We start from the raw sequence: 15,772 nt of genomic DNA, 5'->3' as shown, positions 1-15,772 counted from the left end.
TCTCTCCTGACCTCAATCCCTCGAACCGCCCGGTGCGGACCCGCATGCCGGGTGGTGTGGCAGGGGAGCGGCCATGAAGGCCGCCCCCTATGCCGATTGGGCGCCAGCATTTGTCCTCATGGCTCACAAGATTTAGGCTATCTGCGCCCCCCATCAAAGATGAAGGAAAGCCCATGACCTGGTCAGCCAAGCAGTATTCGATGTTCGAACAACAGCGCACACGTCCCGTCCGTGACCTGGTCGCAGCCATTGCGGATGCTGACGTGCGCACGGCTGTCGACCTGGGATGCGGCCCGGGCAACTCCACTGAAGTGCTGGCCGAGCGTTTTCCTGCCGCCGTGGTCACCGGCATGGACAGCTCTGATGACATGCTGGTCAATGCCCGTGAGCGGTTGCCCGCGCTGAACTTCGAACTGGCGGACATTGGCGCATGGAGCCCGAACCAGCAATACGATGTGATCCTCGCCAATGCGTCGCTGCAATGGCTGGCGGATCACGCCGCGCTTTACCCGCATCTGGTGAACCAACTGACGCCCGCAGGCACCCTGGCGGTGCAGACCCCGGACAACCTTGATGAGCCGGCCCATCGCCTTGCCCGTGAAGTAGCAGCGGACGGTCCATGGGCAGGCAAGATCGGCACGGTCAAGCACAACGAGCGTCATACGGCGAGCTTCTATTACGAGCTGCTTAGCAAGCATTGCAGCACCGTCGATGTGTGGCGCACCACCTATCACCACCCGCTGGCCGGCGGTCATGGCGCTGTGGTGGAGTGGTTCAAGGCGTCGGCGTTGCGTCCGTTCCTGGCGCCGTTGGACGAGGCTGAGAAAAGCGCTTTCCTCGATGCTTACCTGGCGCGGATCACTCAAGCGTATCCGGCCTTGGCTGATGGCACCGTATTGCTGCCCTTTCCGCGGCTGTTCATCATTGCCACTCGGTAAGTGTTCAAACGATCAAGTGGCGATCACGCTGGCGCTTGAGCCTGCAAGAATTCACCTGTCGACACCACGCTGGCATACGCAAACCCCAATGATGACATGAAGGCCGCATGCACCTGAGCCGCTGGCACGGTCATACCGTTGAACTCCAGATCGCAGGTGGCGCAGGCGTCGTGGATCACTGTCACGCTGTAGCCCAAATCTGCTGCTGCACGCACCACGCCATCGATGCACATATGGCTCATGCTGCCGACCACCACCAACTCGGTGATGCTGCGCTGCTCCAGCAGTGTCCTCAGGTTGGTTTCGCGAAAGGAATTGACGAAGTGCTTGAGCACGACAGGTTCGCCGGCCTGATTCAGCACCTTGGGATGCAGGTGTGCGCCTTCGGAACCCGGTGTGAAGAAGGGCGCATCTTCGTTGGTGAACTCGTGACGAATATGGATTACTGGCTTACCGGCCTGGCGAAACGCCTCAAGCACCTGCGCCGCCTTGTCTGCCGCCGCTTCAACGCCGCTCAGTGGCCACTTGCCTTGGGGGAAGTAGTCGTTCTGGATATCGACTAGGATGAGCGCTTGCTGGGTCATGGTTGTTTCCTCGTGAATAACTGTGGCGTCCAGTATCGTGGCTGGCGAGCCGTCCGGGGATTGGCCGCACCGACAATAGCAGGGGGAAAACTGACAATGGCTTTGGAACGCGCGGTCGTCGAGGTGGGCGTACTGATCTATAGCGGTGCGCAAATGGCTGCCGTACATGGCTTGACTGACCTGTTTGGCGTGGCCAACCGTATCGCCGCCGAGCATCAGTCCGAGCAGTTGCCATTACTGCGCGTCAGCCATTGGCGGGCCGATGCCAGCGAGGTGCCAAGCCGGGTGTTCGACAGCTTGCCGGGCCCAGGCCAGCACTTGATGGCGGTGTTGATCCCTCCCTCGATTGGCGAGTTTTCCGAAGAGCAGGGGCCGCCGCAACTGCTTGATTGGCTCCGCCAGCAACATGCTGGCGGGACGGTCCTGGGCGGTGTGTGCATCGGCTCGATTCTGTTGGCTAAAAGCGGTTTACTGGACGGTCGTAGCGCGACCACCCATTGGTCTTCAGCCAAGTCCTTTGCTGCCCGTTACCCGGCGATTCGCCTGGAAGCCGACAAGCCCATCGTCGACGACGGCGACATGATTACCACCGCCGGGCTGATGGCCTGGTCCGAGCTGGGCTTGCGCCTGGTGGACCGCCTGCTCGGCCCGAGTATTGCCGCCAGCACTGCGCGTTTCTTGGTGATCGAGCACAGCGACAGCGCCAGCCAGTGCGGCAGTAACTTTGCGCCGATCCTCAGCCATGGTGATGGGGCGATTCTCAAGGTGCAGCATTGGTTGCAGGCCAGCGGTGCGGTGGATGTTTCTTTAGCGGCGATGGCGCAAGAGGCTGGCCTGGAAGAGCGCACGTTTCTACGGCGATTTCGCAGTGCCACTGGTTTGAAACCCACCGAATACTGCCAGCACCTGCGGGTCGGCAAGGCGCGGCAGATGCTGGAATTCACCAACGCTACCCTCGACCACATCGCCTGGACCGTGGGCTATCAAGACCCCAGCACCTTTCGTGCCCTGTTCAAGAAAATCACCGGATTGGCGCCCAGCGATTACCGCAACCGCTTTGGTGTGAACCCCGCCAGCGTCAGGGTTTGATTAAGCGTTGTTGTCGATCACGCCACGGCAGAGGGTGAGGTTGCCGGTCTTGGTGCAGGCCTTGCCGCCGAATCGGATAAATCGGGCAGGTTCGAAGCGCTTTTTCGACAATCCCCAGTAACAGCGCTCGTGCAAAATGCGCGGCGCAAAATCTGCGATCGTGCAAAATAAACGCCGCCAAACCCATTCGTCTGCCGCGAATGGGCGGCTTGCCCGGTTGGCGCGATCCCTGCACCTTCGAGTCCATTGCAGGACTCACCGAAGGGGAGAGCCATGACCCGAAACAGCCCGGCAAAACTGGTGGTCGCCCACTCAACGCGTCCCTCGGCGCCCCAGCACGAGGTCGAGACCAATCAGGCCCTGGCCCGCTGGCTGGCGCAGATACTGGGATGGGAGTTCGGCGGCAGCTATGACCCCGAGCGTCACAGCGGGCGCAACCTGTACCTAGTGCCGACGCAAACCTTGGTGGGGCCTGCCCAGGCGCTGAAATTGGGCATCAAAGGCCCCGAAGACTTGTGGGGCGGTTACGTCGACCATGACTTTATTTGCACCAAGGCCATCAGCCACGGCCTGCCTAGCAAGGACGCGTTTATCCCTGAAGGCTGGTCGCAGTTGTTCTCGGAGCGCGTTCGCACTGTGGTATTGGAGGGCCTGAGCGTATTTGCCCTAGAGGACGCGCGACCAGCCGCCACCCACTTGCTGCGCAGCGGCCCGGTTCGTCTCAAACCGGTGCACGCCTGCGCCGGCCGCGGCCAGGAAGTGCTCGAGAACATCGACCAATTCGACGCGATTCTGGCCCGGCCCAATGCAGCGAAGCTGTTTACCGAAGGCGTAGTGCTGGAGCAGGACTTGCGCGATGTGATCACCCACAGTGTCGGCCAGAGTTTTATCGGCGATCACGTCTTCAGTTACTGCGGCGATCAATACTTGACCGAGGACGGGCAGGGCGAAGCGGTCTACGGCGGCTCCAACCTGCTGGTGGTCCAGGGCTATTACGAAGACTTGCTCGCTCTCGACCTGCCCGATGACATTCGCCTGGCTATCGAGCAGGCGCAAACCTTCGATAACGCCGCAGACGAGGCCTATCCCGGTTTTTATGCCTCGCGGCGTAATTACGACATTGCCCAGGGGCTGGACAGCGAAGGTAAACAACGCAGCGGTGTGCTGGAACAATCCTGGCGTATGGGCGGGGCCAGCAGCGCGGAAGTCGCGGCGCTGCAAAGCTTTATCAAGCACCCCGACCTGCGGGTGATTCGTGTGTCATCCGTGGAAACCTACACTGATCAAGCGCTACCTGCCGATGCCATCGAGGTCTATCGCGGGCCGGCGGAAAACAGCGCCTTTCTTCTGAAGTACGTAACGGTCAAATCTTATGACGGCTAGAAGCGAAACCATTGCGATCGATATCGACGATGAACAGATGAGCGGGACATTCCTCAGTCCCAAATCGAAAGTACCGGGGGTGTTGTTTGTCCACGGTTGGGGCGGCAGCCAGGAGCGTGACCTGGAGCGGGCCAAAGGCATCGCCGGCCTCGGTTGCGTGTGCCTGACCTTTGATCTGCGCGGGCACGCCGGTAACGGCATTCCACTATCGCGGGTCACCCGTGAAGACAACCTGCGCGACCTACTGGCAGCCTACGACCGGTTGTTGGCGCACCCAGCCATCGACACCTCGGCAGTGGCGGTGGTGGGCACCAGCTATGGCGGCTACCTGGCCGCGATTCTCACCTCGCTGCGCCCGGTGCGCTGGCTGGCGCTGCGGGTGCCGGCGCTGTACCGCGACGAGGAATGGCTGATACCCAAGCGCGACCTGGACAAGGCCGACTTGTTGGATTACCGCAGCGCCCTGGTGCACGCCCAGACCAATCGCGCCCTGCATGCCTGCGCGGCGTTTACCGGTGATGTGCTGATTGTCGAGTCGGAAACCGATGACCATGTGCCCCACGCCACCATCATGAGCTACCGGGCGGCCTGCCAGCAGACTCACTCGCTGACCCACCGGATTATCGACGGTGCCGACCATTCGTTGAGCGATCCGGTATCGCAGCAGGCCTACACCTCAATCCTGGTGGACTGGATTACCGAGATGGTGGTGGGCGAGCGGCTCAGCATCATTCAGTCCCGATGACTTTATCGGGGCGTCTTCTTCACCCGCAACGCCTTGGCCTTTGCCTCCACACCGAGGTACATCACCAGGGCCACCAGCAGCGGCAAAATAAAATAGATCGCTCGGTAGGCGATCAACCCAGCCAGCAAACTGCCTCGCGACGCTTCATGCTGCAACAACGCGATAAACACCGCTTCGAGCACCCCAAGCCCGGCCGGGATGTGCGTCACTACCCCGGCAATGCTGCTGATCAATAACACGCCGAGTACCACCGGATACTCCAGTTGCTTGGGCAACAAGGTAAAAATAACCGCCGCCATCAGCGACCAGTTCAACGTGCCGAGTGCCAGTTGCAACAGCGCCATGCGCAGCGACGGCAGGTTGATTTCAATTCCCCGCACCGACCACGCCCGCCGCTGGGAAAACCGGCACGCCGCCAGGTAAGCCGCACTCACCAGCAACAGCAGCACGCCCACCCCTTGCAGCGCGCCGCTGCTGAGTTTCCACCCCGGCGGCAACGTCACCAGCCCGCTGCTGAACACCACGCCGGCCAGCGCCATGTAGCCGAACCAATTGGTCGCCAAGCTCAAACCGAGAATTTTCGCGATATTGCCGTTGCTCACCCCAAGCCGCGAATACAACCGATAACGCATGGCGATACCGCCGACCCAGGCGCTGAGATTGAGGTTGAACGCGTAGCTGATGATTCCCACCGGCAGGATCTGTTTCCAGCGCAACGGCTGGCGGATGTAGGTGCGGCCGATCAGGTCGAAGCAGGCATACACCAGGAAACTGCACAGGGTCAGCCCGGCCGCAATCAACAAGGTGCGCAGCTTGAAATCGCCTAATGTGTCGAACACTTCGCTCCAGTCGATGCGCCGGGCGAGCAGGGTAAACAGCACGATCAGCAGCAGGAAAAACACCACCGTCAGTGGCTTCTTCCAACGCTTGAAACCGTGTCGGCCGGTATCAGCCGCGTGGGCTTGAGTCATGGTCCTGGCTCCCGGTGTGTTCATGGACGAAAGGTTTCAAGCGTGGCTTGTGAGCTGGCAGCGAGCCGATCCACACCGGGAAATGGCGCAGCACGTGAAACACCATGAAACCCACCGTCACCCGCCATAGCCAGCCGCGCGGTGTACGGTTTTCCGGCATGGTCGTGCAGTGATTTTTGCTCAGCACTTGCAGGCGCTCGAACAGCTGTTGATTGAACACTCGATCATGAATCAGCACGTTGGCTTCCAGATTCAGCGACAGGCTCAGCGGATCAAGATTGCTTGAACCCACGGTGCTCCATTGCTCGTCCATCAGCGCCACCTTGCCGTGCAGTGGGCGGTCGCAATACTCGTGGATCACCACGCCATCCTTGAGCAAGTAGTCATAGAGCATGCGGGCTGCCAGCTTGGCCATCAGCACATCCGGCTGGCCCTGCATGATCAGTTGCACCTGCACCCCGCGCCGGGCGGCGTTGCGGATTTCCCGCAGTAGGCGGTAGCCGGGAAAGAAGTAGGCGTTGGCGATCACCACCCGCCGCTGGGCCTTGCGCAGAGCGTGCAGGTAGGCCTCTTCAATGTCCGAACGGTGTTGCAGATTGTCGCGGTAGATCAGCCGCACCATGCCGTCTGCGACTCCCGACTCCCACGACGAAGGCTGTTGTTCGCGCCGGCGCCAGCCTCGTCGGGTGCGCACTTGGCGACCGCTTTGCGCCAGGGCGAAGTGATGCAGGTCGGCCACCGCCGGGCCTATCACTTGCACCGCGTAATCCTGCTTGGCCTCGGGGCCGAAATCCCCCAGGTGATCGGCCGAAAAATTGATCCCGCCGATAAACGCCACGGTAGCGTCCACCACCACGATCTTGCGGTGCAGGCGACGAAACCAATTAGTGCGAAAACCCAGAGTCTTGGACGCGGGGTCGAATATCTGCACAGTCACGCCAGCCTCGGCCAGCTCACTGAGAAACGCCGCACTCAGCTCGCCGCAACCAAAACCATCAAGGCTGACCACCACCTTGACCCCGCGCTGCGCCGCCTCGATCAGGATGCCTTGTAGCTCATGGCCGACCTTGTCTTCGAAGAGGATAAAGGTCTCCAGCAGAATCTCTCGCTGGGCCTGGCGCAACGCGTCGAAGACCTTGGGGAAATAGGCCTCGCCGTTTTCCAGCAGCTCAACCTGGTTACCACGTTGCCAGCCATAGTCCAGATCCCAGGCCGCCGAATCGTCCAGCGGTTGGTCGGTAGCGATGTGTTGCACCGCGACTTTTTCCACCGGGGCGCTGCTCATAACTCGATCTCCACCGACAGCGGGGCGTGATCTGACAGATGGGACCAGGGCCGGGTGCTCAGCACCTGAGGTTGGTGTGCCTTCACATTGCGCACATAGATGCGGTCCAGCCGCAGCAACGGCAGGCGCGCCGGGAAAGTGCGGGCCGGTTTTCCGTGAGCTTCGACGAACACTTCCCGCAGCCCGCTTTGGCTGAGATCGGCTTGCTGGCGCCAGTCATTGAAATCTCCAGCGACGATCAGCGGTGCGTCGGCGGGAATCTCGGCGATGCGCTGCGCCAACAGCTTTAACTGCTGTTGGCGATGAACCTCGCGCAAGCCGAGGTGGACGCAGATCGCGTGTACGTCCTGAGCGTTGCCGGGCAGGCGTAACACGCAATGCAACACCCCGCGGCTTTCGTGGCCACTCTGGGAAATATCGAGGTTGTCGTAGCGGATGATCTGGAATTTCGACAGCAAGGCATTGCCGTGATCGCCATCGGGGTACACCGCGTTGCGACCGTAGGCGAATTGCTGCCAGATGCTGTCGGCGAGAAATTCGTACTGAGGCATGGTTGGCCAGTTGCTGTAGCGCTTGGGATGGCGCTCGTGGGTGCCGTGGATTTCCTGGAGGAACACCACGTCGGCGGCAACGCTGCGCACTGCCTCGCGCAACTCTGGCAGGATGAAACGCCGATTGAGGGCGGTGAAACCCTTGTGGGTGTTGACCGTCAGCACTGTGAAGCGAGTGATGGCGGCGGCGGGCGTGACGGGCACCCATTCTGGAATCGCGGCCATGGTTTCTCCCGTGCGTGAGTGATGTTTTTGATGACCTCCGTTCTAGGGTGACTGTGATTTTCCAGAGAAAGTTTCGACGGTCCTACAGACGGCACACATCCAATGTGTGCCAACGATGACGAACTCGGTCGTCCCGATGGCGAAAGCGCTGAGGGTCAGCGCGAGCAAGGCAATGGGCATGGTTGCAACTCCGGAGAGTTTCAATCAGGAGCGCAGTGTCGAGGTTTGGCTTATGCGAAAAAATAGAGGTATTGGCATTTGATATTTGCCTTGCAAGCACAGATCGTTCCCACGTCGAACCGTTTGCGTGGGAACGATCAGGCCCCAAACCCGTCAGTTCCTTACAGCCCTTTGTGAAGGAGTCCGGTGTTTTGTTGAACTTTAAGGCTGCACTTCTGCTCGGTACGCTGCTGTTTTTCGGCAGTGGCGCACTGCAAGCCGCCGATCCAGCGCCTGAGTCCGAGGCACCGGCCAAGCCGGAGTTGCTGGTCGAAGGCGGCCTGCTCGGCGCCATCAGCTCCAGCATTGACGAGGTGCAGGAGACGCTCGACCTCAACCAAAACCTCGTCGACGCATGGCGCCTGCGCACTGACCGCGCGGCAGATGAGGTGGAGCGTCTGCTCAACCGGCCTTCCGAGCGATCACCGTGGCGCGTGGCCGGGGATTTTCTGATGTTGTCCGGCGTGTGGGTCGGTGCCTTTGTGCTATTGACCCTGCTGGGCCGAGTGATTGTCAGTCGCCTTAGCCATCACCGCGTTATCCAGCCTCGGCAGCGGCTCCAGGCTCTGCTCGGTTACCTGATTCCTTACACGATCCCGGCGTTGATCTGCCTGCCGCTGACCCTTTACGCCAGCCATTTCCTGCCGACCTCCGTAGGCCGCGCGCTGGCGCTGTGTTTTGCCTACGCCACCAGCAGCGGTATTTTCTCCACGTCGGTGCTGTTGGGCGTGATCGTGATGTTCAGCGTCGGCCATAAGCGCCCGGCGGTACAGATTATTCGCGACTACTGCCCCAGGCCGCTGTTCCTGATTGGCTTCCTCGCCGCCCTCAGCGATGCCCTGACCAGCCCGCAGATCGCCCGCCAACTGGGTGGCAACATCACCAGCAGCGTCGCGGTATTTACCGGGCTGTTTGCCTCGGTGATTTTCGGCCTGCTGGTGATCCGCCTACGCCGCCCGGTGGCGCATTTAATCCGCAACCGGGCCCTGACGCAGCGCCTGAAGCATCCGGCGTTGCAGCAATCGTTGCGAATTTTTTCCGGGTTGTGGTTCTGGCCGATCCTGCTGATGGTGCTGGTCTCGGCGATTAATCTGATCGGTGCCGGCGAAGACAGCCAGAAAGCCCTGCGTTGCGCCTTGTTCACTACGATTCTGCTGATTGGCACGGTGTTCCTCAGTACCGTGCTGCAGCACCTGTTCAAATCTCGCAGCACCGTGGCCATCCAGCGCAGCAGCGCCTACAAGGAGCGTTTCCTTAGCCTATTGCATGCGGTATTGCGCATTGCCATGGCCATCGCCTTTATCGAAGTCCTCGGGCGGATCTGGGGCGTGTCGCTGTTCGAATTCGCTCAGCGCAACGCCGTAGGCCGGGCCATCAGCGATTCGTTGAGCAGCATCGGCTTGATCCTGCTGATGACCTGGCTGTTTTGGGTGGTGCTCGACACGGCGATCCAGGAAGCGTTGAAGTCGCCGGTTAACAAGCGCTCCAGCCGCCAGCCCAGCACGCGGGTGAAAACCATCCTGCCGCTGCTGCGCAATGCGGTGAAGATCATCCTGGTGGTGATCTGTGCGATTACCACCATGGCCAACCTGGGCATAAACGTCGCGCCGCTGCTGGCCGGTGCCGGGGTGGTTGGTCTGGCCATCGGGTTTGGCTCCCAGCAACTGGTGCAGGATGTGATCACCGGGCTGTTCATCATCATCGAAGACACCCTGTCCATCGGCGATTGGGTGGTGCTTGACTCCGGTCACGCCGGCACCGTCGAAGGCCTGACCATCCGCACCCTGCGCCTGCGGGACGGCAAGGGTTTTGTGCATTCGGTGCCGTTCGGCCAGATCAAGGCGGTCACCAACCAGTCGCGGCAATTTGCCTATGCGTTCTTCTCGGTGCAGTTCACCTACGACACCGATGTCGACCAGGCCGTGGAGCTGATCCGCGAGGCCGGGCAGTCGATCCGCGACGACGTATTCCTCAAATACAACCTGCAAGGGCCGCTGGAGGTGTTTGGCGTCGAGAAGATGGACCTCAACGGCGTGGTGCTGACGGCGCAGTTCCGCACGGTGTCGGGTGGGCAATACGCGGTCAGCCGGGCGTTTAACCAACGGCTGAAAAAGCTTGTGGATAACTGCGCGTGGGTGCACTTCGCACAAACTTATCCACAACAGGTGATGGTGCCTCAGCGAGTTGTGCAGGTGGATGAACCGGAAGATGGCGAGACGCCGCCGGTGCTGACGGAGCAGCCGCGAACCCAATGACTATGCAGGTTATACCGGGCCCATTGCAGGGCGGCGCACTTTATAAGTGACGGTTGCGCTACAAACCCGCAAAATGCAACGATTCTGGCAAATGCCAGCGACATGGCTACCAAGCCTGTCGATAATAGCCATCGTTCCAAACAGACCGGGCCTGCTTAATCTATGCGAATGCGCCTTATGTTACTGGGCGGCGGGAATGCCCTCGGGCAGGCGCTGATTCGCCTCGGAGCGGAGGAAGACGTCGGTTTCCTCGCCCCGCGTCCGCCCCAAGACGGCTGGGATGCCGCGAGCCTCACCCAATTGCTCGACGACACCCGTCCCGATGCCTTGATCAACCTTGCCTACTATTTCGACTGGTTTCAGGCGGAAACGGTTAGCGAGGCTCGCTTGGCCGGGCAGGAGTTTGCCATCGAGCGGCTGGCCGAATTGTGTCAGCACCACAACATCACCCTGTTGCAGCCTTCCAGCTATCGGGTGTTTGACGGCTCCCGCGCCACCGCCTACAGCGAAAAAGACGAACCGGTGCCGTTGGGTCTGCGGGGCCAGGCGTTGTGGCGAATTGAACAGAGTGTGCGCGCCACCTGCCCGCAACATGTGCTGCTGCGTTTTGGCTGGCTGTTGGATGACAGCATCGACGGCACCCTCGGGCGCTTCCTGGGTCGGGCCGAACAACCTGAAGAGTTGCTGATGGCCGACGACCGGCGCGGCAATCCGACGCCGGTGGACGATGCGGCGCGGGTGATTATTTCCGTGCTCAAGCAACTCGATTGCTCCGCGCCGTTGTGGGGCACTTACCACTATGCCGGGCACGAGGCGACCACGCCGCTGGCGCTGGGGCAGGCGATTCTTACCGAAGCGCGTAACTTCCATACGCTGGCCGTCGAAGCCCCCACCGCCCAGGCCCACGCGGCACGGCCGGATGCCGCTGATGAGCCGCAGCATGCGGTATTGGCCTGCAAGAAAATCCTTCACACCTTCGGTATCAAACCCCGCGCCTGGCGTGCCGGGTTACCGGCGTTGCTGGATCGGTTTTACCGACATAACTGAGCATAAAAAAAGGCGCCTGAAACAGGCGCCTTTTTTATGTGTGGCCGCTTGGGCTTAGAACTTGTAGCCAATGCCGACCATGTAAACCATTGGGTCAACATCCACATTGACCTTGGCGCGAGTGCCGGCACCCAGGGTGTTGTTGTCGACGGTGGCTTTGGTGCTGATGTCGATGTAGCGAACCTGGCCGTTGATCATCCACTTGTCGTTGATCATGTAGTCGGCGCCGATCTGCGCGGCCCAGCCCCAGGAGTTTTCGGCCTTGAAGTTGCTGAAGCCGACATCGCTGGCGCGCCCGCCGACGTGCTCGTCGTAGATCCAGGTGTAGTTGATACCGGCACCGACATACGGTTGGAACGCCGACTTGCTGTCCAGCGGGTAGTACACAACGCTCAGGGTCGGTGGCAGGTGTTTCAGGCTGCCGAGCTTGCCGTTGGCGGCGCCCAGGACGGTGTTTTTGATCTTCACGTCATGTTCGAACGGCGTGGCCGCCAGCAGCTCGATACCGATGTGGTTGGTGATCATGTAAGCGAAGTTCAGACCCAGCTGGGTGTCACTGCTCATGGTCGCCTTGCCGCCCAGGTTGGTACCGGCCGACGGGCCCTGATCAACCTTTACACTGCCGCTGTCGGCCTTTGGGTTGACAGTGATGGCACCGGCGCGAATGAGGATGTCACCCGCTTCGTGTGCGTGGGCGAGTGGTGCGGCGAGTGCAAGTGCGAAGAGGGACGCGCTGAGCAGGGACTTGTGCATGAGAGGCTCCAAAGGACGTTTTTTAGTTGGCTGTGTCCAATGGTAACGATCGTAACGTTCGAGCCTTTGACTCAGCTCAATGAAATAGTTATCACCGCGCTCCTACAAAACAGCTATTGCGGCAACTCATACACATAAATCTTCTCGGCATCCATCTGATAGCCCGCATCCGCCAGCTCACTGGTGGACGGCTTGACCTGCATCTGGCCCTCAATCCAGTACGGCTGGTACAACTCTTCCAGTTTCACGCCGATCTCGCTTTTAACGTGGACGATCTGGTTTGACGGCGGTGGCGGCACATGGATGCAGGCACCGAAGTATGGCACCAGCAGAAACTCAATGGTCCGACCTTCCTCGCTGACTTCCAGCGGCACGATGTAGCCCGGCAGGCGGATGTGCTGGCCGTCGAGCTTCTGCACCACCGGTGCATCGGGCAAGTCCTGTCTGGCCGCCGGTGCGGCCTCTGCCGACAGCGCATCGGCCATGTTCGACAGGTCGTGCAGCGGTTTCATGTTGGGGATTTCCGGCGGCGCGTCCGGCGGAATCATTTCCTGCCACGACAGGTCCTTGGGCTCGGCGGCCCAGGAGGGCAGGGCCACCAGCAATAACAGCGCAAGCAGGAAACGGTGCATCGAAGCCTTCCTCATAAACGTACGGATAGGCCATCGGCCAGTGATTGTCGATAGGCGCGCCACGCTGGCACGCTGCCCATCAGCAGCGCCGCGACGAGGATGCTGCCCAACAGCGTCCACTCATATTCGCTTGGCCAGGACAGCGGCAGATCCAAACCGTAGTTGGCCTGCAGATACCCGCGTGAGGCGGCGATGCACACATACAGCAGCGCCGTGCCTGCGACCACTCCGGACAATGCCAGGGCGAATGCTTCGAAAATCAGCAGCGTCGCAATGTGCCAGGGCCGCGCGCCCACCGAACGCAGGATCGCCATTTCCCGGCGGCGCTCGTTGAGGCTGGTGAGGATCGCCGTGAGCATGCCGATCAAGCCGGTCAGCACCACGAACAGCGAAATCACGAACAGCGCCTTTTCGGCGGTGCCCATCATGCTCCAGAGTTCTTGCAAGGCCACACCCGGCAGAATCGCCAGCATCGGTTCGCCACGGAATTCGTTGATCTGCCGTTGCAGGGCAAATGTGGAGATCTTGTTGTTCAGGCCCAGCATGAACGCGGTGATGGCCTGGGGCGTGAGGTCCATGTTGCGCGCCTGATCGGCGCTGATCCGGCCTTTTCCTTGGGCGGGCACGCCGTTGTGCCAATCGACATGGATCGCCTCCATGCCGCCGAGGCTGATGTGCAGCGTGCGGTCCACCGGGGTGCCGGTACGCTTGAGAATTCCGACGACGGTAAACGGCTTGTCATCGTGCTTGACCAGGCTGACCACCGCTACGCCGTGGGCCAGTACCAATTTGTCGCCGAGTTTGTAATGCAGCGCATCGGCCACCTCGGCGCCGAGCACCACTTCGAAAGGGTCGGTGGCGAAGGCGCGACCGCTGGCCAGCTCCAGGTTCTGTTTGCGGCCGTATTGATAGTGTTCGAAATAGGTTTCGTTGGTGCCCATCACCCGGTAGCCGCGATGAGAGTCACCGAGGGAAATCGGGATCGCCCATTTCACCTGGGGGCTGGCGGCGAAGTGCTCGAAGCTGTCCCAGCGGATGTTGTTGGTGGCATTGCCTATGCGAAACACCGAATACAGCAGCAGGTTGACCGAGCCGGAACGGGCGCCGACGATCAGGTCGGTACCGCTGATGGTGCTGGCAAAGCTGGCGCGGGCTTCGATGCGCACCCGTTCCACCGCCAACAACAGGCACACGGAAAGGGCGATGGCAAAGGCGGTGAGGATCGCGGTAAAGCGGCGGTTAGCCAGGCTGGCCATGGCTAGACGAAACAAATACATCTCAAACCTCTGCGGGCGTGGCGGCGCGATTGAGTTCGGCCAGCGACAGGTTACGGTCGAACAGCGGTGCCAGGCTCTGGTCATGGCTGACGAACAACAGGCTGGCGCCTGCTTCGCGGCATTCGGCGAACAGCAGCCGGATGAAAGCTTCCCGGGCGTCGTAGTCCAGTGCTGATGTGGGTTCGTCGGCGATCACCAGTTCCGGCTGGCCGATCAGCGCTCGGGCAGCGGCCACCCGTTGTTGCTGGCCGATGGACAGGGAGTCGGCGCGGCGCTCCAGCAAGTCCTTGTCCTTCAAGCCCAGGTGGGCGAGCAGGGTAGCGGCGGCCTGGTCGACACTGCCGTGGCGCTGCACTGCCCGTTGGGCACGCAGTTTGGAGAAGTGGCAAGGCAGTTCAACGTTCTCGCGCACCGAAAGAAACGGCAGCAGGTTGAACTGCTGGAAAATGTAGCCGGTGTGATTGACGCGAAAGCGGTCACGGGCACCGGCCGACAGCTCGGTCAGTTCCTGGCCCAGCAGGCGAATGCTGCCGCGACTGGGCTTTTGCACGCCGCCCAACAGGCCCAGCAACGTGGTCTTGCCGCTGCCGCTGGGGCCCTTGAGGAACAGGGTTTCGCCGGGTTCCAGGCGAAACGCCGGGATGTCCAGCAACGGTGGGTGACCGGGCCAGTTAAAGCCCAGGTCAGTCAGTTCGATAAGTGCTTGGGTCATGTGAACTCAGAATTTCAAGGTGGCTGCTGCGGCTGTCGCTTCAACACCTTGCTGGCCGCCCGGGCCAATGAGTTGTACCTGAATTTTCTGGGTGGAGGGGAAGGTCTTGAAGATCTGCGTCAGGTCGAGGTTCTTCAGTGCGGTCGGCGTGGCGCAGGTGAACTGGTAGTGGGCGTGGATTTCGCTGTGGTCATGATGATGCTCGTGGGCGGCAGCGCCTTTGCCGTCGGTGGCGTGGTCGTCATCATGATCGGCTTCGGGCTTGTCGCCGAACAGCGGGCTGTTCAGTTCCTGGGTGCTGACCACACAACCGGCGCCCTTTGGCAGACTGAACAGTACTAGAGGCTGTTCCAACTGTTTGCGGGCGGCGGCGACCTTGGCCTTGTCGGCATCGGTGGTGGCCAGGTGTTCGAAGCCCACCAGATTCATCGCCGGGCTTTCCAGCTCCAGCTCCAGGGATTGACCGTCGAGCACCGCGTTGAGGCGGCCGACGCCATGCTCGTGGGCGCCAAGGCTGCCGTGTTCATGGTCATGCTCTTGGGTATGGGCGTGCTCGTCAGCGGCCTGGGCGATAGTCAGTGGCAACAGGGTAAACGGCAAAGCGAGCAACAGGCGGCGCATGTCGAACTCCGGGACAAGATGAATGTTTTGTTATGTGATCTTATAACAATTATGGCGAGAGTTTGACCGCCCGCTTGGTGTTGCGCAAGACGCATGGGAGCATGCTGGTCGGAAAAGTGCGGGAGTGAGAGCGATGTTGCGAATTCGTGGAACCATCGGCGACCTGCCGGTTGACCTGACACTGGAGATGGATGACGGCGATTGGGCGCAACTGGGCGCGCAATTGCAGACGGTCAAACCGTCGAGCGCGGAACCTGTTGCTCCGGCGGCACCCGTTAATCAGGACGACACGCTGTGGCAGAGCACCCAGGACCTGCTGCGCAAGGCCGGGCAGATGAGTGGCCTTGAGTTGGCGGATCAGCTTGAAGGATTGGCTGGCAGCGCCTCGGCGGGCAAGCGCCTGTTGGTGCGCCTGCGCCATTGCGCCAAGGTCAAGGTGAGCAGCGGCGGTGATACGCCGCTGTACAGTTGGGTCGAATAACCGA

At 60.9% G+C, this 15,772-nt stretch carries 16 protein-coding genes; 7 read left to right on the top strand and 9 right to left on the bottom strand.

Features of this window, described 5'->3' with window-relative positions; all coding sequences use genetic code 11:
• Positions 1-173 precede the first annotated feature (173 nt).
• Positions 174-938 (top strand): trans-aconitate 2-methyltransferase, encoded by a 765-nt coding sequence (gene tam, locus ACZRKZ_RS26865; RefSeq protein WP_463967398.1) that lies wholly within the window; start codon positions 174-176, stop codon positions 936-938.
• A gap of 23 nt (positions 939-961) precedes the next feature.
• On the opposite strand, the gene ACZRKZ_RS26860 is transcribed toward tam, so the two are convergent.
• A complete protein-coding gene (locus ACZRKZ_RS26860; RefSeq protein WP_463983150.1) occupies positions 962-1,522 on the bottom strand; it encodes a cysteine hydrolase family protein in 561 nt (186 codons plus the stop codon).
• Positions 1,523-1,618: 96 nt separating this feature from the next.
• Between ACZRKZ_RS26860 and ACZRKZ_RS26855 the strand changes: the two genes are divergently transcribed.
• From ACZRKZ_RS26855 to ACZRKZ_RS26845, 3 genes are all read left to right on the top strand, one after another.
• The gene (locus tag ACZRKZ_RS26855) at positions 1,619-2,611 is read left to right on the top strand and encodes a GlxA family transcriptional regulator (RefSeq protein WP_463983149.1); all 993 of its coding nucleotides are present in this window, start codon (positions 1,619-1,621) and stop codon (positions 2,609-2,611) included.
• A 273-nt stretch (positions 2,612-2,884) separates the two neighbouring features.
• Positions 2,885-3,994, top strand: coding sequence for a DUF3182 family protein (locus tag ACZRKZ_RS26850; protein ID WP_463983148.1), 1,110 nt, complete (start codon positions 2,885-2,887; stop codon positions 3,992-3,994).
• The gene (locus ACZRKZ_RS26845; RefSeq protein ID WP_463983147.1) at positions 3,984-4,739 is read left to right on the top strand and encodes an alpha/beta hydrolase family protein; all 756 of its coding nucleotides are present in this window, start codon (positions 3,984-3,986) and stop codon (positions 4,737-4,739) included. Before ACZRKZ_RS26850 ends, ACZRKZ_RS26845 begins: the two co-directional genes overlap by 11 nt.
• A gap of 2 nt (positions 4,740-4,741) precedes the next feature.
• On the opposite strand, the gene ACZRKZ_RS26840 is transcribed toward ACZRKZ_RS26845, so the two are convergent.
• The 3 genes from ACZRKZ_RS26840 to ACZRKZ_RS26830 are packed head-to-tail and all read right to left on the bottom strand — an operon-like array spanning position 4,742 to position 7,771.
• Positions 4,742-5,710 (bottom strand): lysylphosphatidylglycerol synthase domain-containing protein, encoded by a 969-nt coding sequence (locus tag ACZRKZ_RS26840; protein ID WP_463983146.1) that lies wholly within the window; start codon positions 5,708-5,710, stop codon positions 4,742-4,744.
• Positions 5,688-6,995: a cardiolipin synthase ClsB gene (gene clsB / locus ACZRKZ_RS26835; protein ID WP_463983145.1), complete on the bottom strand. Its 1,308-nt coding sequence runs from the start codon at positions 6,993-6,995 to the stop codon at positions 5,688-5,690. Before clsB ends, ACZRKZ_RS26840 begins: the two co-directional genes overlap by 23 nt.
• On the bottom strand, positions 6,992-7,771 hold the full coding sequence (locus tag ACZRKZ_RS26830) for an endonuclease/exonuclease/phosphatase family protein (protein WP_463983144.1): 780 nt from the start codon (positions 7,769-7,771) through the stop codon (positions 6,992-6,994). The genes clsB and ACZRKZ_RS26830 overlap by 4 nt, the downstream gene beginning before the upstream one ends.
• Before the next feature lie 371 nt (positions 7,772-8,142).
• On the opposite strand from ACZRKZ_RS26830, the gene ACZRKZ_RS26825 reads away from it, so the two are divergent.
• Together ACZRKZ_RS26825 and ACZRKZ_RS26820 are read left to right on the top strand one after the other, a co-directional pair.
• Positions 8,143-10,245 (top strand): mechanosensitive ion channel family protein, encoded by a 2,103-nt coding sequence (locus ACZRKZ_RS26825; protein WP_463983143.1) that lies wholly within the window; start codon positions 8,143-8,145, stop codon positions 10,243-10,245.
• Between the two features lie 162 nt (positions 10,246-10,407).
• The gene (locus tag ACZRKZ_RS26820; RefSeq protein ID WP_463983142.1) at positions 10,408-11,292 is read left to right on the top strand and encodes a sugar nucleotide-binding protein; all 885 of its coding nucleotides are present in this window, start codon (positions 10,408-10,410) and stop codon (positions 11,290-11,292) included.
• Positions 11,293-11,346: 54 nt separating this feature from the next.
• Here ACZRKZ_RS26820 and ACZRKZ_RS26815 read toward each other — a convergent pair whose 3' ends face one another.
• The 5 genes from ACZRKZ_RS26815 to ACZRKZ_RS26795 all read right to left on the bottom strand — a co-directional run bounded on the left by ACZRKZ_RS26815 (position 11,347) and on the right by ACZRKZ_RS26795 (position 15,287).
• Complete coding sequence (locus ACZRKZ_RS26815) at positions 11,347-12,045, bottom strand: OmpW/AlkL family protein (RefSeq protein ID WP_463983141.1); 699 nt, start codon at positions 12,043-12,045, stop codon at positions 11,347-11,349.
• Positions 12,046-12,158: 113 nt separating this feature from the next.
• Positions 12,159-12,677 (bottom strand): DUF3299 domain-containing protein, encoded by a 519-nt coding sequence (locus tag ACZRKZ_RS26810; protein ID WP_463983140.1) that lies wholly within the window; start codon positions 12,675-12,677, stop codon positions 12,159-12,161.
• Positions 12,678-12,688: 11 nt separating this feature from the next.
• Positions 12,689-13,954, bottom strand: a complete 1,266-nt coding sequence (locus tag ACZRKZ_RS26805; protein WP_463983139.1) for an ABC transporter permease — start codon at positions 13,952-13,954, stop codon at positions 12,689-12,691.
• A gap of 1 nt (position 13,955) precedes the next feature.
• Positions 13,956-14,666: an ABC transporter ATP-binding protein gene (locus ACZRKZ_RS26800; protein ID WP_463967385.1), complete on the bottom strand. Its 711-nt coding sequence runs from the start codon at positions 14,664-14,666 to the stop codon at positions 13,956-13,958.
• A gap of 6 nt (positions 14,667-14,672) precedes the next feature.
• The gene (locus ACZRKZ_RS26795) at positions 14,673-15,287 is read right to left on the bottom strand and encodes a DUF2796 domain-containing protein (protein WP_463983138.1); all 615 of its coding nucleotides are present in this window, start codon (positions 15,285-15,287) and stop codon (positions 14,673-14,675) included.
• A 133-nt stretch (positions 15,288-15,420) separates the two neighbouring features.
• Here ACZRKZ_RS26795 and ACZRKZ_RS26790 point away from each other — a divergent pair, with 133 nt between their 5' ends.
• Positions 15,421-15,768 (top strand): hypothetical protein, encoded by a 348-nt coding sequence (locus ACZRKZ_RS26790; RefSeq protein ID WP_463983137.1) that lies wholly within the window; start codon positions 15,421-15,423, stop codon positions 15,766-15,768.
• Positions 15,769-15,772 lie beyond the last annotated feature (4 nt).

Source organism: Pseudomonas sp. c313 (assembly GCF_055407145.1).
The sequence above is the reverse complement of the archived record's forward strand: the minus strand, read 5'-3'. Positions and strand labels throughout refer to the sequence as shown.